The organism is Granulicella sp. dw_53, assembly GCF_018449545.1.
Classification (GTDB): Bacteria; Acidobacteriota; Terriglobia; order Terriglobales; family Acidobacteriaceae; genus Edaphobacter.
Window position 1 is genome coordinate 151,186 of the sequence record NZ_JAAVUR010000009.1, and the last position, 20,288, is coordinate 171,473.

At 55.5% G+C, this 20,288-nt stretch carries 13 protein-coding genes; 11 read left to right on the forward strand and 2 right to left on the reverse strand.

Annotation, left to right across the window (positions count from 1 at the left end; all coding sequences use genetic code 11):
• Nucleotides 1–254 precede the first annotated feature (254 nt).
• The 3 genes from HB393_RS15560 (at nucleotide 255) to HB393_RS15570 (ending at nucleotide 3,907) form a co-directional block, all read left to right on the forward strand.
• Entirely contained in the window at nucleotides 255–1,229 is a 975-nt protein-coding gene (locus HB393_RS15560; RefSeq protein ID WP_213806099.1) for an AraC family transcriptional regulator, read from the forward strand.
• Between the two features lie 462 nt (nucleotides 1,230–1,691).
• The gene (locus HB393_RS15565) at nucleotides 1,692–2,363 is read left to right on the forward strand and encodes an HD domain-containing protein (protein WP_213806100.1); all 672 of its coding nucleotides are present in this window, start codon (nucleotides 1,692–1,694) and stop codon (nucleotides 2,361–2,363) included.
• 89 nt (nucleotides 2,364–2,452) lie between these two features.
• A complete protein-coding gene (locus tag HB393_RS15570; protein WP_213806101.1) occupies nucleotides 2,453–3,907 on the forward strand; it encodes a catalase in 1,455 nt (484 codons plus the stop codon).
• A 25-nt stretch (nucleotides 3,908–3,932) separates the two neighbouring features.
• Here the strand turns inward: HB393_RS15570 and HB393_RS15575 are convergent, their stop codons facing one another.
• Nucleotides 3,933–4,730, reverse strand: a complete 798-nt coding sequence (locus HB393_RS15575) for a carbohydrate-binding family 9-like protein (protein ID WP_213806102.1) — start codon at nucleotides 4,728–4,730, stop codon at nucleotides 3,933–3,935.
• A gap of 611 nt (nucleotides 4,731–5,341) precedes the next feature.
• Between HB393_RS15575 and HB393_RS15580 the strand changes: the two genes are divergently transcribed.
• The 7 genes from HB393_RS15580 (at nucleotide 5,342) to metH (ending at nucleotide 14,566) form a co-directional block, all read left to right on the forward strand.
• Nucleotides 5,342–7,609, forward strand: a complete 2,268-nt coding sequence (locus HB393_RS15580) for a PQQ-binding-like beta-propeller repeat protein (protein WP_213806103.1) — start codon at nucleotides 5,342–5,344, stop codon at nucleotides 7,607–7,609.
• A 651-nt stretch (nucleotides 7,610–8,260) separates the two neighbouring features.
• Nucleotides 8,261–8,437, forward strand: coding sequence for a DUF1843 domain-containing protein (locus tag HB393_RS15585; protein ID WP_213806104.1), 177 nt, complete (start codon nucleotides 8,261–8,263; stop codon nucleotides 8,435–8,437).
• Between the two features lie 12 nt (nucleotides 8,438–8,449).
• Nucleotides 8,450–8,644: a DUF1843 domain-containing protein gene (locus tag HB393_RS15590; protein ID WP_213806105.1), complete on the forward strand. Its 195-nt coding sequence runs from the start codon at nucleotides 8,450–8,452 to the stop codon at nucleotides 8,642–8,644.
• A gap of 2 nt (nucleotides 8,645–8,646) precedes the next feature.
• Entirely contained in the window at nucleotides 8,647–8,832 is a 186-nt protein-coding gene (locus tag HB393_RS15595; protein ID WP_213806106.1) for a DUF1843 domain-containing protein, read from the forward strand.
• 74 nt (nucleotides 8,833–8,906) lie between these two features.
• Nucleotides 8,907–10,358, forward strand: coding sequence for a GDL motif peptide-associated radical SAM/SPASM maturase (locus HB393_RS15600; RefSeq protein ID WP_213806107.1), 1,452 nt, complete (start codon nucleotides 8,907–8,909; stop codon nucleotides 10,356–10,358).
• Nucleotides 10,359–10,706: 348 nt separating this feature from the next.
• Entirely contained in the window at nucleotides 10,707–11,837 is a 1,131-nt protein-coding gene (locus HB393_RS15605) for a homocysteine S-methyltransferase family protein (protein ID WP_213806108.1), read from the forward strand.
• Nucleotides 11,834–14,566 (forward strand): methionine synthase, encoded by a 2,733-nt coding sequence (metH, locus tag HB393_RS15610; RefSeq protein ID WP_213806109.1) that lies wholly within the window; start codon nucleotides 11,834–11,836, stop codon nucleotides 14,564–14,566. The genes HB393_RS15605 and metH overlap by 4 nt, the downstream gene beginning before the upstream one ends.
• Before the next feature lie 77 nt (nucleotides 14,567–14,643).
• Here metH and HB393_RS15615 read toward each other — a convergent pair whose 3' ends face one another.
• Entirely contained in the window at nucleotides 14,644–17,748 is a 3,105-nt protein-coding gene (locus HB393_RS15615; RefSeq protein WP_213806110.1) for a carboxypeptidase-like regulatory domain-containing protein, read from the reverse strand.
• 286 nt (nucleotides 17,749–18,034) lie between these two features.
• Here HB393_RS15615 and HB393_RS15620 point away from each other — a divergent pair, with 286 nt between their 5' ends.
• Nucleotides 18,035–20,242: a M20/M25/M40 family metallo-hydrolase gene (locus HB393_RS15620; RefSeq protein ID WP_213806111.1), complete on the forward strand. Its 2,208-nt coding sequence runs from the start codon at nucleotides 18,035–18,037 to the stop codon at nucleotides 20,240–20,242.
• The last annotated feature ends 46 nt before the right edge of the window (nucleotides 20,243–20,288 follow it).

The following is a 20,288-nucleotide window of genomic DNA, read 5'->3' on the forward strand; positions in this document are numbered from 1 at the left end:
AATCGCAACATGATCTGAGCGGGAGGGATGTCTACTCTATGTTCTTGATTAGCGAAGCGGTAGGATGCTCTCCCGCCATAGTTTCTCTATCGCAGAGCGTAGTAGAGTCTTCTAAAGCCCGCAGTTCTAAACTACCGTCTTTATACAAATTGACCGTTTTTAATGCAATGATTTTGGGATGCGCCCATGGATTCATCGCGCTCTAAAGCGCTTACTCCAGTTAGACACGAAAGCGTTTAATATAGGAGGTCGGTATGAATTCCAAGAACCGCTCCAACGTATCGCAAGAGGCAACTATCCGGGCACAATCCTCCTCGGGTAATCGTGTTGTTATCCCCCAAGTTAGTGTGGTTCGCGCCGGGCAGGTGGAACCGTTCCTCGATGTCAGTCCTACCAGTTCGAGTGCATCCGCTAACTGGGGAGGCATTGCACTCGAACACTTCACCATCCCTGCAGTCTTCATACCTCGTCACGAGCATCCGGAGCATTTTTTACATGTGGTGCTAAACGGAGTTGTCGAGTACGAGGTAAATACGGGAGGCCGCAACCGACGATTTATCTCTTCTCCTGGCAGGATATTCCTTCTGCCACGCGGTACGGTCGATGAGGTGAATTGGGCTGGTGCAACCCGGCGCATCGCTGTGGCGATCCATCCCCGACTTTTAACCGATGCATTAGAAGAGACGAAGCACAAGACTGATGTCGAGATGACGGAGCAGTGGGAGTTGAACGACCGGCATATCTTGGCTTTGTTACAAGAGATGACTGCCGACCTTGAAGATTCTTCGCCAGCCGGCACACTCTATGGCGAATCCCTCGCTAATTCCCTGGCGGTGTATCTCCTGAATCGTTATGCCGTGCGTCCGCTCTCCCCTATGAAGCATAAAGGAGGTCTGCCTGGCTACCGCCTGAAGCGTGTACTCGAGTACATCGCCGAGAGTATGGAAAAAAACATTAGCCTCTCTCAAATGGCTGGTGTCGCGGGCATGAGTCCTCATTACTTTTCTGAGTTATTCAAGCAGAGCACGGGCCGTTCGCCTCATAGTTATGTGCTACATCAAAGGATCGAACTTGCGAAACAGCGGCTTCGTGATCCACGCCGAAGCATCGTCGATGCGGCCCTCGATGCTGGCTTTCAAAATCCAAGCCATTTCGCTCGAATCTTTCGCAAACTCGTGGGGACTACTCCTTCTAATTTCAGGAAAGAATATTTGCCGAAGATGCCTTAGCTTAAGTTAGATCTGCGCAAAGAATATATCGGACGATTGGTATAGTTCCGGTATTTTGGAGGCGTGGTGCTTTAGGCTTTCATTTAGTTTCGTAACAATTCTGACCATTAGGTTGGGTCTCAAGAGGAAAGGTTCCTGTAAGAGACGGACTACGTGACGTTTGAGTGAGTGTCATATCCAGCCAGGCACATATTACGATCCGCTTAGTCGCCAGACAACAGCAGCATCTTCAACCTATTTCTTGATCAATCACAAGGAGCCATGCTTCGGCTAACGCGCAGTATTGAGGCTGAGCCGTTTCGGCCTTTGCGTTGTTTTGACCTTGCGTGGCGCTGACTTTGTGAGTCTTCGAGAGCCACATGAAGCAGTGAACTGCTAACCCTCTTAACTATCCTATGCCTCGTGTTCGTGCCCGACCGTGGCGTCTCATTTGATGAAACAAAACACATAAGGAGGAGTGGAATGCCGGCAAGATCGATAACCAATCCAGCAACCCTCACGCTCGCTTCCGGCGTGACTATCCCAGATACCAAGCTGACCCGCGAAGTCACAGAACTGATTCGGGACACAGAGAACGACTTGTTATTCAACCACTCCAGCCGGGTCTATTATTTTGCAGCATTAGCCGGCGACCGTAAGAGTCTGGTGTTCGATCATGAATTGCTATACATTGCCGCAATGTTCCACGACATGGGACTTACTTCGAAGTATAGTAGCGCGCACGATCGCTTCGAAGTAGACGGCGCAAACACTGCGCGAAATTTTCTACGGCAGCATAGTATTCCGCAAGCCGACATCGATACCGTGTGGACGTCTATCGCACTCCATACCACTCCGGGGATTCCACAATATATGCATCCGGTGGTTGCGCTTTTGACGAATGGAGTTGAGATGGATGTTCTCGGGATTGCGTACTCAGAGTTTTCTGATTCCGATCGCGAGGCGATCGTACAGGCCTATCCGCGAACTAAAAACTTCAAAGAAGACATCATCGAGACGTTTTATAACGGTATCAAACGCAAACCTGAGACTACGTTTGGGAATGTCAAAGCGGATGTGCTGGCGGATAAGGACCCGAATTTTCACCGCATTAATTTCTGCACCGTTATCCGGGATTCCGCCTGGCGTAGTTAATTCGTCTGTATTCCGACTTCCCGGGAGTTACTAACTACTTAGCTGACTTAAAGAACGTCGAATCGAGATCTCTCGAAAGCGAGGTAACTATGTCGAAGGGCGAGCGCTTTACCAATGCTACCGGAGCGCCGGTGGCGGATAATACAAATATTCTGACTGCTGGCCCTCGCGGGCCGGCACTTTTACAGGATATCTGGCTCATCGAGAAGCTTGCGCAGTTCGATCGCGAGGTCATTCCGGAGCGGAGAATGCATGCTAAAGGTTGGGGAGCCTACGGTACATTCACGACGACCCACGATATTACCCGTTATACAAAAGCAGCTCTTTTCTCCCAAGTGGGCAAGCAAACTCCGATGTTCGCGCGCTTCTCAGTTGTTGCGGGTGAACGCGGAGCCGCCGATGCAGACCGCGATATTCGCGGCTTTGCGTTGAAGTTCTACACGGAGGAGGGTAACTGGGACATTGTTGGAAATAACACGCCGGTCTTCTTCTTCCGCGATCCTTTGCGCTTTTCGGATCTGAACCATGCGATTAAGCGTGATCCCAGGACCGGACTTAAGAGCGCTCAAAATAGTTGGGACTTTTGGACTTTGCTGCCCGAAGCGCTGCATCAGGTCACTATTACAATGTCCGACCGAGGCATTCCTAAGTCGTTCCGACATATGCATGGTTTTGGGAGCCATACTTTTTCGATGCTGGATGCTATGAACCATCGTGTGTGGGTGAAGTTCCATTTTCGTTCTCAGCAAGGTATTGCAAATCTTTCTGACGAAGATGCGGCTGCAGTTATCGCCCAAGACCGCGAAAGTAACGGCAGAGACTTACTCGAATCGATTGAACGCGGTGAGTTTCCGCGTTGGACTCTCTTTATTCAAGTTATGTCTGACGACCAGGCGAGGATTCACAAGCATAATCCGTTCGATGTTACGAAGGTCTGGCCTAAAGCGGACTTTCCCTTGATTGAAGTCGGGGTGATGGAACTGAATCGCTACCCTGAGAACTATTTTGCAGAGGTAGAACAAGCTGCGTTCTCGCCGGCAAACGTTGTGCCCGGAATAAGCTTTTCTCCCGACAAGATGCTTCAAGCGCGGCTGTTCTCTTATGGGGATACTCAACGCTATCGATTAGGAACCAACTTCAACGAGATACCAGTCAATGCGCCTAAGTGTCCCTTCCGCTCTTATCATCGGGATGGATCGATGCGAGTGGATGGCAATCTTGGCAGCACAAAGACGTATCACCCTAACTCGGAGGGCCTATGGAGCAACCAACCGGAGTATGCGGAACCACCGATCGTCCTTGAAGGATACGCTGACCACTGGGATCACCGCGTGGATGACGATCACTGGGAGCAGCCTGGTAATCTGTTTCGCCTGATGACGTCAGAGCAGAAGCAGTTACTCTTCGATAACACCGCTCGAGCGATTGCTGGTGCGTCACAAGATGTCCTCGAACGGCATGTAGCAAATTGCAGGCGTGCTGATCCTGCGTATGGCGACGGTGTCGCACGAGGGTTGAAGCTGTATAGTCTGGTTTCGGCGTAACGCTTTGGGGTTGTCGACTTCCTAGTTATCGGACCGGCGTGTGGGGTTGTGAGTGGACCCCACTGCGACGGCTCTCTTGAAAGACGAGATGGCCCCAACGCTCGGGAACATGCATGTTCACTACGCCTTGTGGGGACCAGACCCAGTTATCTTCCTTTGGCTGGCCCGCTTTCCACTCGACGCGGCTGAAGTTGACACGCCACTCACTTCCTATCTCCGGTTTCGTCACGTTCAGCCGCGACGCGAAGGAGTTCCATGGAATTGCGATTTCTACCGTCCATCCGCTGTCTTTGTCGCTTGGATCGTTGAGCGTTCCTTGGATGTTAACCGCTGTCTTCAGGCCGGGGATATCCCAACTGCTATCCGCTTTACCGCCCTGGCGATAGGGTTTGTTCAGATACAGATCCCAGGATGTATTCTGCGCGTTGATCTCGAATTCGAAGTAGCCCGAGGCGTCTGCCAGGGGCTTGAGGAACATCTCGAAGTCATTGTCATGGAAGATCACTGAATCGTGCCGGGTCAGCGTCGCCTTGACCTCGGGTTCTTCCAGTTCCGCACCTATATAGAGGTAGTCATCGTCCCAAAGGATTTTGGTGCGCGTACGGAAGCGTGGTGTGGGCTTCGTGGAGTCTTCAATATCTACGAAATCTGTGGTCCAGGGGGCATCCCGCCAGGCGGGGTCGTCCAGCTTGCCGTCTACGCGGAGCGGCGTATTCGTTCGGTAGCAATCATAACTTTTTGGTTCTACCACCTGTGCTTTTAGCGCGCTCGTCATGAGAAGAGTGGAGATCACGACGTAGAACATCCGAGAAGATCGAAGCATGAAGATCCCTATAAATTAGTGCTTTTCCTGCAAATCGCCACACACTGGAGCCGGTGCTTGACTCCCTTTGTATCGACAATATTGGGCCGAGGTTTTGTTTGCTATTGGAGTGCAGAATGGTCCGGACTGCCCGCGGCACTCGCCCGTTGGGTCGATCAGTTTGCCAGTGTCCTTCGGGGGGCCCGTACGTCATGTCCTGATTTTCTCATGAGGTGCGACCAGCGGGATCGTCAGAGCTCGAGAGGCCTCTGCCCAACACCTTCTCCCGATGAAACGGCTTCCAGTTCCCGCGGCGAATATTCCTGATATTTTCTGCGAACGGGTGCTCCTAAATACGTGATAAAGTGCCTTCTGCAAAGAGAACGGCTTTCCGCGCGTTGCGTAATACGAACGATACCTTGCATCATGCCCATTCGTTCCGGCGGCCGCACAGTCCCCAAGGGAAGGGAAAAGAAGCTATGGAAAGCTTGCAAACATCGCGCAGGGCGGGCGCTGGAGAACGTTACGGCCTGCTTAAAAGGCACGTTTATTTTTTGGGATCAGGTTCATGCGTCCGTACGGACGAGGCAGACGCGGACGAGGGGTTGGGGATTGTCCTGAGAAGGCTTGGGATGGTCTTTTCTGCCGTCCTGGTGGCGCTGGTCTGTGGCCGGGCGTTGTCTGCGCAGCAGACCCGGACGACCTGGAAGGACTATCTTGGAGGGCCGGATAGTTCGCATTATTCGGCGTTGAAGCAGATTAATACCGGCAACGTAAACAAACTGGATGTCGCATGGAGTTATCCAACCGGGGACGAGGTGACCTATACTTTCAGTCCCCTGGTGATCGATAACATGGCTTATTTTGCGGCGAAGCAGGGTTCGCTGGTGGCGGTGGATGCGACGACAGGCAAGGAGATGTGGGTCCATCCCTTTGCGGTGCCGGGTGCGGCCCCTTCCCGCTTTGGGGGAATCGCCGGTATGCGCGGCGCGAACTACTGGGAGAGCAAGGATCGGACGGACCGCCGCCTGCTGGTGTCTTCGGGAGGCTTCCTGCAGGCCATCGATGCGCGGACGGGCAAGCTTGTGGACTCCTTCGCGGATCATGGGAAGCTTGATCTTAAGATTGGCTTGGATCGGGGCAACAGGCCGTTGTCCTCCAGGACTCCGGGACGTGTGTTTGAGAACATTTTGATTCTGGGCAGTGCTACGGGAGAGGGGTATCTGGCTCCGCCGGGAGATATTCGCGCCTTCGATGTGGTTACCGGCAAGCTTCTGTGGGTGTTCCATACGATCCCGCGTCCTGGCGAGTTCGGCTATGAGACGTGGCCCAAGGATGCCTATAAGTACATGGGTGGGGTGGATGTTTGGGGCGAGATCACCGTCGATGAGAAGCGTGGAATCGCCTACTTTCCGGTAGCGTCCGCGAAGTACGAACTCTATGGCGGAGACCGGCCAGGCAATAATCTTTATGCCGATTGTGTTCTGGCGCTGGATGCCCGTACGGGTAAGCATCTCTGGCATTTTCAGACGGTTCACCACGATGTGTGGGACTACGACCCCGATGCCGCTCCACAACTAGTGACGGTGAAGCACGATGGCAAGACCGTGGATGCGGTGGCTTTCGCCTCGAAGAATAACTTCCTCTATGTGTTCGACCGGGTTACGGGAAAGCCGCTGTGGCCGATCGAGGAGCGTCCTGTTCCGCAGACCGATGTGCCGGGCGAGATCACCTCGAAGACGCAGCCCTTTCCGACGGTTGTGCCACCGTTTGGACGGCAGGGGATGACCGTGAAGGACATGTACGAAGGGTTCATGAAACCGGAAGAAGTAGCGTGGTGGAGAGAGCGCCTCACCAAAGCGAGGACCGGTTTCTATACGCCTCCGGCTGTCGGAGTCGATACGATTAACTTTCCGAGCGTGAACGGCGGTGCATTGTTCTTCAGCACGGGCGCGGATGCGACGAACGGCACGGTTTACGTTCTGGGAAAGAATATGCCGTCGATCATCAAGCTGGTGCCGGCTGGTGAATCCACCTCCGCGAATGTGGGCGGATTGATTCCGGCTCGAACGCTCAACCCTGGCGTGAGACGAGGCGTCCCAGGTTTTCCAACCAAGGAGGAGATGGGGCGCGTCGTCTATGAACAGAACTGCCAGGTCTGCCACGGTCCGGAGCTGAAGGGAGATCGCGGGCCTGAGATCGACACGGCCGTGAGCCGTCTGGGCACGGAGGCGACCCACAACGTGATTACCAAGGGCAGAGCGACCATGCCGGCGTTTTCTTCGATACCTGCATCGTCGATGAGCGATCTGATGGCGTTTCTGAAGCAGCCCGACCTGGCGCCGCTGGGTTCCGCGCCTACGGCTGCGGCGCAGGCCATGATGAGGTCGCTATCGTCGGAGCCCGCTTACCCGGAGGATATCGAGGGGCCTCCGTCCCGCTATAAGACCGGTTATGGAAACGAACCCTATGTGACGAACCCGCCGTGGAGCACGATCACCGCCTACGACCTGAATACCGGCAAGATCAAATGGCAGACGCCCTACGGCGACGTTCCGCAGGCCGGCCCAAGCGATAAGATGCGGGGAAATACATATCCGAAGAGCGGGTTTGTGATCACGGCCGGAGGACTGGTGATGTTTGCCGGTAACGACTCGAAGCTCTATGCGTTGAACAGCACTACAGGAAAGCTGATCTTCAGCAAAGACCTACCGAACGGCTCGCAGGGCGTGCCCGCGGTGTATGAAGTGAACGGGCGGGAGTACATCCTGCTCGCGGTGAGCGGTGGAGGCACGCCCTATCCGGACGGAGCCTACATGCCGCCGGGTGGTGTGTCGCCTCTGGCGATCTCGAAGGGCTATATCGCGTTTGCGCTTCCGGCTGGAGGAGATAAGCGTTAGTCTGCGAGTCTCTCTTAAATTCGACGTTAAGAATCGGTAGTTCGGGGCCGCTAAGGTGTGCGGCGTCTGCTGCTGTCAGCGTGCCCATCCCATGAAGATCGCGTTTGATTCCCTCTTCGTATGGGGTGGGCCGCATTTAATCTGCCATGGATTTATGACGCCGCGTTATGAACTCAGGCAGAACCAGCAATAGCGAGAACGTGGAAGCGATGCTGGGCGTTGTGAAGTAATTGCGACGGCCACGGTTCGAACTAGAAGCAGTGCTCTCCTAGGCGCTTTCGTTTTGGTGCGTATAGCTGGAATAGAATTTCTCCTTCCAGGCCCGAAATGGAAAAGAGTATGAATATCAATCTTTGATTCTCGTGAATTGCTTGACAGTGCGATTCATGCAGGGCCAGAATCAGGCCCATAAAAATAGGTAGTTGCGCTGCGATTCTCTCCTGGTTCCCGGTTCTGATTGTGGCTGTCCTTTCCGGACATCGACACGTCTTCGCTCAGGACAATAATTCCATCTCATTCCTGCAATCTTGCTTGGGGAAAGGGAGACTCGATCTTATGCAAATACAGACTCAATATCGTTAGATAGACTATCTTGCCCTACGGGCAAGCATTATTTCGCTTCTAACGAATTCTTTCGGAGAGGAGGAACTGATGACTGATGTAAGACCATACGGAGTTGCTATTCAGCAGGCCGTTGCAAGCGGCGACCTACAGAAGATGAAGTCCACGCTAGCTTTGGCTGAAAAATTTAACAGCGAGCACGGAGACGTTTCGGCCGCGCTTGAACTTTTGAAGGTTGAAATCGCCAAGCTGGAGCACAAAAAATAGAGGAGTTATTCCATGGCAGAAGAGCAAAAACGCCCCCCTACCGTTCTATACGCCGTCACTCTCCATAACACCGCCGCTAAAGGCGATCTAGGCGAGATGAAGAAGGTTGCTGCCGAGGCCGAGCAACACCTGAAGGACTATGGAGATGTAAGCGCAGCCCTCGAAGTATTGAAGGCGGAGATCGCCAAACTGGAAAGGAAGGGTTAACTATGAGCGGAGGAACTGTCCGTCCCTTATATGCCACCAGCATCCATAACACCGCAGCCGGTGGTGATCTACAGCAGATGAAGGGCCTCCTCGCTGAAGCTGAAGCATGGCTGAAGGAGTATGGCAATGTCAGCGCCGCGATCGAGGTTCTCAAGGCCGAGATTGCGAAACTCGAAGTCAAACGTTAGTGCTTCACACGATGCGCGCGAACCGGAGGTAGCGTCCTTCGGTTCGCGCGACTGTCGTGCGATGGGAGCCGGCCATGGAGACCTCTCCGCGTTACCTTACGGAACGCGATTATAAGCAGTACATTCCCGTCCACGTCGTGTGGGAGATTACGCTGGCATGCGATCTGAAGTGTATGCACTGCGGATCGAGGGCCGGACGCAAAAGACCGGACGAACTGAATACGCAGGAGTGTCTCGATGTGGTCGATTCACTGGCCAGACTGGGTACGCGCGAGATTACTTTGATCGGTGGCGAAGCCTATCTGCGAAAGGACTGGACGGAGATCATCCGGCGGATCGTCTCTCACGGCATCTACTGCGCGACGCAGACTGGGGGACGCAACTTTACCGCCGAAAGACTAGATAACGCAGTCGAGGCAGGATTGAATGGGTTGGGAGTATCCCTGGATGGGTTGGCGCCGCTTCACGACAAGCTGCGCGACGTGCCGGGAGCTTTCGACAGTGCACTTGCGACCCTGCGCCGTGCCCGCGAAGCTGGATTGAATATCAGCGTGAACACTCAGATCGGTGCGGAGGTAATTCCGCAGCTCCCCGAGCTGATGGACACCATTATCAGGGAGGGAGCGAAGCAGTGGCAGATACAGATCACCGTCGCGATGGGCAACGCGGTCGATCATCCAGAGCTGCTGCTCCAGCCTTATCGCGTGTTGGAATTGATGCCGATGCTGGCCCGCCTGTATCAGGAGGGTGCTGAGCGCGGCCTATTGCTGGTAATGGGAAACAACATTGGTTATTTCGGCCCATACGAACATGTGTGGCGCGGCTTCGGCGACGAACGCCAACACTGGACCGGATGCAACGCAGGACATACTGGGATGGCACTGGAGGCTGACGGCACGGTGAAGGGCTGTCCTTCTCTGGCCACGGTTGGATTCGCCGGCGGGAATGTTCGGGATCTGACGCTGGAGCATATATGGAACCATAGCCGCGAGATCCATTTTGGCCGTCTGCGGTCCGTCGAGGATCTTTGGGGTTTCTGCCGAACCTGCTACTACGCAGACGTGTGCCGTGGCGGATGTACGTGGACATCGCACTCTTTGCTGGGCAAGCCCGGCAACAATCCATACTGCCACTATCGTGCGCTGGAGTTAGAGAAGCAGGGGCTCCGCGAGCGTGTTGTGAAGATTCGCGATGCGGCGCAGGCATCGTTTGCGGTGGGCGAGTTCGAACTTATCACGGAGCGTGTGGAAGATGGCACCGTGGTGGTCAGTTCGCAGTCCCAGAAGCAACTGGTGCAGTTTGGAGACAAGACGGCAGAACAGTGGCAGCCGCGCGAGGGGCGCGTTCCTGCACAGCTTGAGTTGTGTCGAGCGTGCCAGGGCTACATATGGGCGCACGAGGTGGAGTGTCCTCACTGCGGGGCGGATGTGCAGGCAGTTGCGGAGACCTGGGCGGAGGACGTACGGCGCCGCTCGGTTGCCATGGAAACACTCATGAGCTTGCTGGAGAAACATCGGGTTCATTGAGAAAATTGGGCTGAGAATTAGGCTGTTTACGCGCTGTAGCATACACCTTGGTCATTGGCAGATCCTGCGGGCGCACTGTCGTTGTTCATTTTTCTGGCCTTTGGCTGGGATCCGCCTATTTTTAGTTACGTTTCGCCCACGCTCACGCCCCCATACGGCCCCTGTCGCTGCTCTATGCGGCAAAGCCTTGCCGCTTGCTGGATCGCCTATAATAGAAGGGCATGCTGTGGCGCGGCGAATCTGAAGGCCAAAGCGCTCAGAAGAAGTCAATGGTCAGTTCCGACGAGGCCCCCTTGGGTTTCATGCGGAGATTGCTGACATAGCCAGGTTCAGGGCCATCAGGGAGACATGACGAAAACCCAAAAACATCCTCTTGAAAAGATTCTCGAGAGCCGAATTGCCATCATTGACGGAGCGATGGGCACAACGATCCGCACCTATGGAATGGCGGAGGCGGACATCCGCGGGGAGCGCTTCAAGGACTCCCAGAAGGATCTGCTCAATAACGGGGACCTTTTCTCCCTGACTCAGCCGGATATGATCTGCGACATCCATCGCAGGTTTCTGGAGGCCGGGGCTGACATCATCGAGACGAATACCTTTGGCGCTACGAGCATCACCCAGAGCGAATTTTTTGTAGACGATCCCCGGGAGCATGGGGGGCGGAAGGATCCTGCGTTCTACCAAAAGATCATCGAGGATCCGTTTCTCAACAACCTGGCCTGGGAGATCAATGAGCAATCGGCGCGGCAGTGCCGGGAGTGGGCCGACCGGGTGGGGAATGCGACTTCGCGTCAACGGTTCGTGGCGGGGGCGATTGGCCCTCTGACCGTGTCGCTTTCGAACTCGCCCGATGCCGACGATGCAGGCTTCCGGGTGGTCACCTTCGATCAGGTTAAGAGCGCTTATATTCAGCAGATACGTGCGCTTATCGCGGGCGGCTCGGATCTGCTTCTGGTCGAGACGATCTTTGATTCTCTCAATGCCAAGGCGGCGCTGGTGGCGATCCGTGAGGTATTCGACCAGGACGGCAAGGAGCTGCCGGTGATGATTTCGGCGGCTGTGGGACGAGGTGGTGAGACGCTGATCTCTGCGCAGACAACCGAGGCTTTCTGGAATGCGGTGCAGCACGTTAAGCCGCTGTCGGTAGGGCTCAACTGCTCTCTGGGGCCCGATCTGATGTATCCGTTTCTGGAGGAGCTCTCGGAGAAGGCGAATGTGGCGATCTCGTGCTACCCGAATGCAGGTCTGCCGAATCCGCTGTCGGAGACAGGATTCGATCTTGGGCCGCCGGATATGGCTCGCTATCTGAGCGACTTCGCACGGGGAGGGCTGATCAATATTGCCGGTGGCTGCTGCGGCAATACGCCCGAGCACATTGCGGCCATCGCCAAGGCGCTTGAAGGCCAGCCTCCACGAAGGTGGGAGACGGCTCCCGCTGCAGAATCCCAGGACTCCCAGATCGAGAGCAGAGCATGAGCCTGGTTGAGAGTGTAAGCGTGGCCACGGCCGCGGAGACGAAGCCCCTGCGCCTATCGGGGTCGCAACCTTTCACCCAGCAGCCGGGTGTCTACATCATGATCGGGGAACGGACCAATGTGGCCGGTTCGCCGAAGTTCGCGAAGCTGATCAAAGAAGGCAAGTACGAAGAGGCGGTAAGCGTCGCCCGGCAGCAGGTCGAGAATGGGGCCAATGTTCTCGACATCTGCATGGACGAGGGCATGATCGATGGCGTCGCGGCGATGACACGCTACCTCCAGTTGCTCGGGAGCGAGCCTGAGGTCGCCAAGGTCCCCTTTATGGTGGACTCCTCCAAATGGGAGGTCATCGAGGCTGGGTTGAAGTGCCTGCAGGGTAAGGGCATCGTGAACTCGATCTCGATGAAAGAAGGGGAAGACAAGTTTCGTCAGAACGCCGCTACGGTGCTGAAGTATGGAGCGGCGGTTGTGGTGATGGCCTTCGACGAAGAGGGCCAGGCCGCGACGTTTGAGGATAAGATCCGCATCTGCGAGCGCGCCTACCGAATCCTGGTCGACGAGGTTGGGTTGCCGCCGGAAGACATCATCTTTGACCCGAACATTCTCACCGTCGCTACCGGTATGGAGGAGCACAACAACTACGCGGTTGACTTCATCAACGCTACGCGCTGGATCAAGGCTAACCTGCCGCATGCGAAGGTCAGCGGCGGGGTCTCGAACATCTCGTTCAGCTTTCGGGGCAATAACAAGGTTCGCGAGGCTATGCACTCGGCTTTTCTCTATCACGCCATCGTGGCGGGCATGGACATGGGCATCGTGAATGCCGGGATGCTCGAGCTGTACGAAGAGATTGAGCCTGAGCTGAAGGTGCTGGTGGAGGACGTGCTGCTCAACCGTCGTCCAGATGCGACTGAGCGCCTGGTGGAGCACGGCGAAAAGCTGAAGAACGTGGGTAAGGTCGTCACTGAAAAGCAGGCCGAGGAGTGGCGCAGCGGCACGGTCGAGGAGCGTCTTGCGCACGCATTGGTCAGGGGAATCGACAACTATATCGAGATCGACACGGAGGAGGCCAGAGTCAAGCTGGGCCGTCCCCTGCTGGTCATCGAAGGTCCTCTGATGGATGGTATGGGCGTGGTGGGTGATTTGTTTGGAGCCGGCAAGATGTTCTTGCCCCAGGTGGTAAAGTCAGCCCGCGTGATGAAGAAGGCGGTCGCGCATCTGACGCCGTTTATGGAGGCCGAGAAGGCTGCGATGGAGGCGGCTGGCCAGGTGGTCAAGGCGCAGGGAAAGATCGTGCTGGCGACGGTCAAAGGCGACGTTCACGACATTGGTAAGAATATCGTCGGCGTCGTTCTGGCGTGCAATAACTATGAGGTCATCGATATGGGCGTCATGGTGTCCAGCGAGAAGATCCTCGAACGGGCGAAGGCGGAGAAGGCTGACCTGATCGGCCTCAGCGGTCTGATCACGCCATCGCTCGACGAGATGGTGCATGTGGCCAAGGAGATGGAGCGCCAGGGCTTCAAGCTGCCGCTGCTGGTCGGCGGAGCGACTACGAGCCGGGCTCACACGGCCGTCAAGATTGCGCCGCACTACAGTGAGCCGGTCGTTCATGTGCTGGATGCCAGCCGTGCGGTGCCTGTGACGACAAGCCTTCTGAGCGAAGACGGCAAGGCGGCGTTCGTGGCGCAGCATCGCGCCGACTATGAGGCGCTTCGAAAGGCTCACTCCGCACCACGCCAGCAGGTCGTCTCTCTTGAGACTGCGCGGACGAGGAAGACTCCTATCAAATGGCGTCCGGAGGACCTCTCCGTACCGGAGTTTACCGGCGTACGGGTGCTGGAGAACTTTCCTCTTGCGACGCTGCGCGAGTTCATTGACTGGTCTCCGTTCTTCCACACCTGGGGACTGAAGGGCATCTATCCACGCATCTTCGAGCATGAGGCTCATGGGGAGCAGGCACGACAGATCTTTACCGAAGCTAATGTGCTGCTGGATCTCATGATCGAGAAGGACCTGATTAAGGCTCGCGGTGTCTACGGCATCTTTCCCGCCAACGCTGTGGGCGACGATATCGAGTTGTATACGGATGACACGCGCGGAGAGGTTCTCGAACGATTCCACTTCCTCCGTCAACAAGCGAACAGGGAAGGTAGTGAGCCGTGCAGGTCGCTCGCCGACTTCATCGCGCCCAAGGAGACCGGGATGGCCGACTATATTGGCGGGTTCGCGGTGACCAGCGGGGTTGGGGTGAAGGAGCTGTGCGACGAGTTCAGAGCCAAGAATGACGACTACAACGCGATTATGGCGGAGGCTGTCGCCGACCGGCTGGCTGAAGCTTTTGCTGAGTGCCTGCACAAGCGTGTTCGGGATGAATGGGGTTATGGACGCGAGGAAGGCCTGAGCCCTGCCGAGCTTATCCAGGAGAAGTATCGAGGGATCAGACCGGCTGCGGGTTATCCTGCTTGCCCCGATCACACGGAGAAGGGCACGCTTTGGCGCTTACTGGATGTGCAGGCGAACACCGGCATGCTGATTACTGAGTCGTTTGCGATGTGGCCGGGGTCGAGCGTGAGTGGACTCTACTTCGCCCATCCGGAGTCGCGCTATTTCAGCCTCGGCAAGATCGACCGGGATCAGGTGGCTGACTATCACGAACGCAAGGGAATGAGCGTGGCAGAGGTCGAGCGGTGGCTCGGTCAGAACCTGAACTACGATCCCGCCCAATAACGGCGGGATCGTAGTTGAAGTTGGCCATCTGAGTTGCGTACTTACAATTGCTTTTAGTTAGAGGAACAACCGTCTAGTTAGAACGTAACCTTCGCCGCAAATTGAAGCTGCCTCGACGAGCCGAGATCGCCCACTGCAAAGCGGGTTGCGCTGATTTGACCGAAGGTCGTACCTGCGGTGGTGCTGTTGGCCGTTCCAGACGTAATGCTGGAAGCTGGCTGACCGAAGCTGGCTTTGTTTATAAAATCGAACGCGTCCATTCGGATGACGAAGGCGACCGTACCGGTAATCTTCGTTGTCTTTTGCAAGGAGAGGTCCGTGTCGTAGAAGCCCGGTCCGATGATGGAGTTCCGACGTATATTGCCGTAGCCAGTCGGTTGCGCATAAAAGGTACAACCCGGCGTAACTGTTGTACCTGAGCAGCCTGTGCCGTTGATGTACTGTATGTTTCCATTGGTTAGCTTGGTGTAACCGGTGGAGGATGCACCTACTACGGTTGGGCGAATGGTTCCGGCGTACGTGGAGGTGGTTGTGAGGGTGATCGGGTTGCCGGTCTGCAGTTGTGTAATGTTCGCCAGTTGCCATCCACTTACGAGCCGATTGCCTGCGAATGGAAGTTGATAGATGCCACTGAAGACAAAGTGCTGGCGTACGTCGAAGTCGGAGAGTCCGTAGTTATTGGCTGGATCAAAGTTGTTCTGCAGGTTGAGACCACCTTGAGAGCCGAGTGAATTGATGTCCATGGACTTGGACCAGGTGTAACTGGTGTTGAAGGACAATCCTTTGGATGTCTGCTTATTCAGCGATATCCAAAGGCCGTTGTAGTTCGAGGATGCACTGGAATCTGCGTCTGTGATATTGCCCAGGGCGGCGCCGGCACGGAAGGAACTTGCAGCCGACAGCGTTGGGTAGGGCCGCGTCTGCACACCACCCGGATAAATAAATTGATTCAGATTGCGTGCGATACGAAGATGACGTCCTACCGAACCGATATAACCCACCTGTAGGACGGTTCTGAAGCCTAGTTCCTGCTGAACGTTGAAGTTGAACGATTCGTTGTATGCATTCTTGAAACGGGGATTGGTCGCGCGGGGTGCGAGGGCTGAGACCGATGCCGTTGTATACAGAGATCCTACGGGGATTCCAGCTAGGCCTGGAAAGGCGGCAGAGGTATAGGTCAAGGAGAGCGGGTTGGCATTGGGAGGGTTATTCGCCAGATTGGTAGCGGCACCCGAGACCGGCTGATCGGCAAGCACTCCAAAGCCACCGCGCAAGACTGTCTTTTGATTGCCGAGAAGATCGAAGGAGAATCCTACTCGAGGCTCGTAGTTGTAGTTCTGCTTATACGGCGTGTTGACTTGAGTCAGTGTGTCATTGCTCTCCAGGAAGTTTACGAAGCGATGACCTCCCTCCGCCGGAGTACCGTTCCATTCGAAGCGGAAGCCTAGCTCCGCGACGAATTGTGGAGTGATCTTCCAGTTGTCCTGAACGAAGCCGCCCGCAGCGCCGATGAAGGCTCGGCTGTTCACATTGGTTGGAGTTACCGTGAAGGTGTTTGCAAGGCCATTAATGAAGTTGGGTATGGAGCTGAAGGCTACGGTTCCTGTGTCCTGAGTGAAGCTGGCACCGATGAAACGGCGGAACTCCCCTCCGGTCTTGATGCTGTGTTTACCCCGGGTCAGGGTTAGTGTGTCGGAGAAGATGCCCAAGGTGTCATAGCGGCCTTGCGGGAAGGTCGAGGGGCCACCGAAGTTCAGGCCGAGTCCCGTTACAGTGATCTGCGGCAGACCGCTGCCTGATGTGACTCCTGTATTCAGGCCGTAGGTCGAGGGAAGCGCGGGAGTGCTGGGCGTAAAGACAATCGCGATGCGATTGAAGCCAAGCCGGGCCTCGTTCACCACAGTGGGATTGAATATGTGCACTTCGTTCAGCGTCAGTACCTGGCGGGTCGCAGTACGACTGTCGCCGAACCCGGGAATGGTATTTCCTTGTAGATTCGGCTCGGTGCGGGTGTCCTTTTGAATTGCATAGTAGCCGTGGAGGGTGTCGCTTTCGGCGATGCGATGGCTGATATCGATCGTGTATTGATCTGTCGTCACAGGCCCTGGAGAGGAGCCGGTGAATTGGGAACCAGTGCTGTCGTTGGCAATCGGGATAAATTTGAGCAAGCCCGCATACGCTGCGCCTGCGGGGCTGGCACCAAACTGAGCACGCTGCGCAGCGGTCAGAACACCAGACTTCAACGTTATCTCCTGCGCCTGGCGAAGACCTTCGTAGCTGAAGAAGAAGAAGCTGCGATCCCGCCAAATGGGTCCGCCGATGGCTCCGCCAAAGTTTTGCCGCTTGAAACCATTCTGCCGAATCCCTTTGGGGTTGAAGTAGTTTCGTGCGTCGAAGTAATTGTTCCGGAGATAGTCGAACACCTCTCCGTGGAATGCATTGGTGCCGGAGCGAGTTGCTACGTTCACGATTGAGCCAGAGGAACGGCCATACTCCGCACTATAGGTTGAGTTCGAGATCTTGAACTCTGATGTCGTATTGATGGAAGGCTGGAAGGTAATCTGATTCTGCGAGAGATCGTTGAGGTTCACTCCGTTGATCATGAAGTTTACTGAGTCTTCGCGATTGCCTGCAGTGATGAACGAATTCGCGCCAAGCCCGCGACTCGGAGAGGTGAGGCTGCCCGAAGCTGGAGCGACCACAGAGCCTGGAACAAGAGCTGTCAGATCCAGGAAGTGGCGTCCGTTCAGCGGAATCTCCTGCACGGTACGCTGATCGATAACCTGGCCTACTGTGATGCTCTCTGCGTCTATGAGCGGTACCGTACCCTGTACTTCTACAGTCGTTCCAGCGGATGCCGGTGCCAACTGTACGTTGACTCGGGCCTTTTGATCCACCTGGAGTGTGTATTTCTGGACCAAGAATCCACCGAATCCAGTTGCAGCAACGGTGATTGAGTAGTCTCCCGGTTCGAGAGAAGGAACGACATACTGACCAGCGCTGTCCGAGACGAACGATCGCTCTGCCGCAGTTCCATTGTTATGAATGGTAACCTTTGCTCCTGGTAAGACGGCCCCGGAAGAATCTGTCACTGTACCGGAGATCGTCGCCGTAGACTGCGCGATCGAGTGGACCGCGAATGATAGGAACATAACTGCGTAGAGCCAAAGGTTTCGTTTCATAACATCTCCTGAAGTAAATGCAGTGCAGTAGAAGCAAGAGCTAAGGATCAAGTGCGTAATATCTCGTCATTGCTGGAGACAGCAAAGGCTTGACGGCTGATCGACAAGGAGCGCCGGCAAAACGCGGGGAAGACTAGTCCGTTGGGGCAAACTCCTACAGGGTGCCTGGTGGATAAGTCCGATGACGAAATAAATTGATTATTAGCTTCGTCGTAATATATCAGATATCAATCAAGTGTTTGTCTTCCCTTTGTCACGCTTCATGCATTTCAAAAGAGGCTTTCCCATGCGTTCTACTTTGCTCCTGTTCTCAGGCCTATTTCTGCTTTCCATCGATGCTCCAATACAAGCTCAACAGTTGGGTGAGGCCGTTCGGAGCGATCTTGAAAGGCTGACGAATACCGTCGGCGTCTCAGGTTATGAAACTTCGGTTGGCACATATGTCTACGAGCAACTCGCTAAATACCATCCGCAGCGGGACTCGATGGGAAATATTACTGTGACCTTTGGCTCTGGCGCTCCGCATCGGTTGGTGGCGGCTCCAATCGATGAGCCTGGATATGTTGTCAGCAAGATCGAGGGGGATGGGTATTTACGTGTCCAACGACTGCCGCAAGCGGGTCTTCCACCTCATTACAACGAGCTCCAGAATGCTCAACCCATGACGGTTGGGACACGCGATGGAAAGATGATTTCTGCCGTCACGGCTGGTCTTTCTATTCACCTGCAACCTGGAAGAACTAATCCGCCCGACCCTGACGATATCGATAACCTGTACGTCGATATGGGGGCGCAGACCTCGGAAGAGGTGCTTCGTTCAGGTGTCGACGTTCTTAGCCCTATCGCCGCTGAGCGGCATCTGCTTGCGGTCGGAGCCACACAGTGGAGCGGTACGGCGGTGGGTGACCGCTTCGGCGCCGCGGTGTTGATGCAGTTGGCGCGATCTTTGCAAGGGGCACCTTTGCACGGAACTACGACGCTTGCCTTTGTTGTCCAGCAGTGGACGGGATCGCGCGGACTAACGCGGGTCGTGCAAGAATCCCACCCTGATGAAGTGATATACATCGGACGCCCGAGAACCTCCGCAAATGCAAAGGTTGAGCCTACTGCAGCCTTGGGGTCTGGCGTGTGGACTTATACTTCCTCTACAGGTTCCGCCGATCTTGATCCTTCCCTGCAGCAGGAACTGGAACGCGCAGGAACGGAGTTGCATCGCGGTGCGGCGGCGCCCTTCATAGTGCGAGGCTATGGGGCCGCGGCAGCTCTGCCCTCCCGAACGATACATCTCGGCGTTCCTCTTCTATGGCCGACGACGGCAGGAGAGACTTTGGACGAGCGCGATCTGGCCCAACTTCTTCGAATGTTCTTCAGATATTTGCACGTTGAACCGATGACTGTGGCTTCGCGTACTTCATTGCCACTGCAGTATGACGCCCTGCCGCAGCGGCCCTCGGTGGCTCCCTCTACAGAGAGTCTGGTCAAGACTCTGAGCTTGACCTACGGCATAAGTGGCCACGAGGTTATGACTCATGATGCCATCAAGCAGTTACTGCCCCCCTGGGCGCATCCCGAAACTGACGCGAGTGGGAATCTTATCTTGCGGTTGGGTTCGGCGTCGGCTGGGGCTGGTGTTCTCTTCATGGCGCACATGGACGAACTTGGCTTTCGTGTACGTGAGGTGTTGCCGGACGGAACGCTTGACCTGGAGAATAAAGGCGGGGGATCGCCTGCGTTTTACTGGGGTCATCCTGCAGTGATTCACACGTCGACGGGCATGCGTGGTGGCGTCGTGATGCTCCCCAGCGATTACGATACTGCCCAATTCCACTTCCCTACTGACTTCCGTATCGCTGCGAAACTTCACGTTGGCGCGGCCAATGCGCAAGGAGTAGCTGACTTAGGCATCCGAGTTGGAGATACCGTCACCATCCCCAAACGCTATCTTTCATTGCAGGGTAAGCGCGTCTCCATCCGAAGTCTGGACGATCGCGTTGGATGTGCCGCTCTATTGCGCGCGGTTTGGATGCTGGGTCCGACGTTTAAACGTAACGTCACCTTCGTATGGTCCACTCGCGAAGAGCTTGGGTTGGAAGGAGCCAGCGAGTATGCGGCCACCGCCGCCAAGGACGGGCGCGTTCCGGCGACTGTCTTTGCCCTGGATACCTTCGTCAGCTCCGATTCTCCGGTGGAATCGAAGCGGTTTGCAGATGCACAGTTAGGAAAGGGCTTCGTCATCCGCTCTATCGATAACTCGAATATCGTGCCATGGAAGGACGTTAGAAAGCTTCAGGCACTTGCTCAACAACACAAGATTGCCGTTCAGTATGGAATCACCGGTGGAGGCAATGATGGATCCGCCTTTCAGCGTTATGGGTCTACCGATGTGGCGCTTAGCTGGCCGTTGCGCTACGCACACTCCCCTGCTGAGCTAATCGACCTTCGTGATTTGGAGGCTCTTGCAGAGATCACATCGACCCTTGCGCTCAATTGGTGATCTTCAGAAGGCGCTGCGTGACGCACAAATGCCCGAACAAGTTCGG

Bases quoted from the DNA above. Each gene is read 5' to 3' on its own strand.
- HB393_RS15560 (WP_213806099.1), top strand. From the start codon at position 255: ATGAATTCCAAGAACCGCTCCAACGTATCGCAAGAGGCAACTATCCGG.
- HB393_RS15565 (WP_213806100.1), top strand. From the start codon at position 1,692: ATGCCGGCAAGATCGATAACCAATCCAGCAACCCTCACGCTCGCTTCC.
- HB393_RS15570 (WP_213806101.1), top strand. From the start codon at position 2,453: ATGTCGAAGGGCGAGCGCTTTACCAATGCTACCGGAGCGCCGGTGGCG.
- HB393_RS15575 (WP_213806102.1), bottom strand. From the start codon at position 4,730: ATGCTTCGATCTTCTCGGATGTTCTACGTCGTGATCTCCACTCTTCTC.
- HB393_RS15580 (WP_213806103.1), top strand. From the start codon at position 5,342: ATGGTCTTTTCTGCCGTCCTGGTGGCGCTGGTCTGTGGCCGGGCGTTG.
- HB393_RS15585 (WP_213806104.1), top strand. From the start codon at position 8,261: ATGACTGATGTAAGACCATACGGAGTTGCTATTCAGCAGGCCGTTGCA.
- HB393_RS15590 (WP_213806105.1), top strand. From the start codon at position 8,450: ATGGCAGAAGAGCAAAAACGCCCCCCTACCGTTCTATACGCCGTCACT.
- HB393_RS15595 (WP_213806106.1), top strand. From the start codon at position 8,647: ATGAGCGGAGGAACTGTCCGTCCCTTATATGCCACCAGCATCCATAAC.
- HB393_RS15600 (WP_213806107.1), top strand. From the start codon at position 8,907: ATGGAGACCTCTCCGCGTTACCTTACGGAACGCGATTATAAGCAGTAC.
- HB393_RS15605 (WP_213806108.1), top strand. From the start codon at position 10,707: ATGACGAAAACCCAAAAACATCCTCTTGAAAAGATTCTCGAGAGCCGA.
- metH (WP_213806109.1), top strand. From the start codon at position 11,834: ATGAGCCTGGTTGAGAGTGTAAGCGTGGCCACGGCCGCGGAGACGAAG.
- HB393_RS15615 (WP_213806110.1), bottom strand. From the start codon at position 17,748: ATGAAACGAAACCTTTGGCTCTACGCAGTTATGTTCCTATCATTCGCG.
- HB393_RS15620 (WP_213806111.1), top strand. From the start codon at position 18,035: ATGCGTTCTACTTTGCTCCTGTTCTCAGGCCTATTTCTGCTTTCCATC.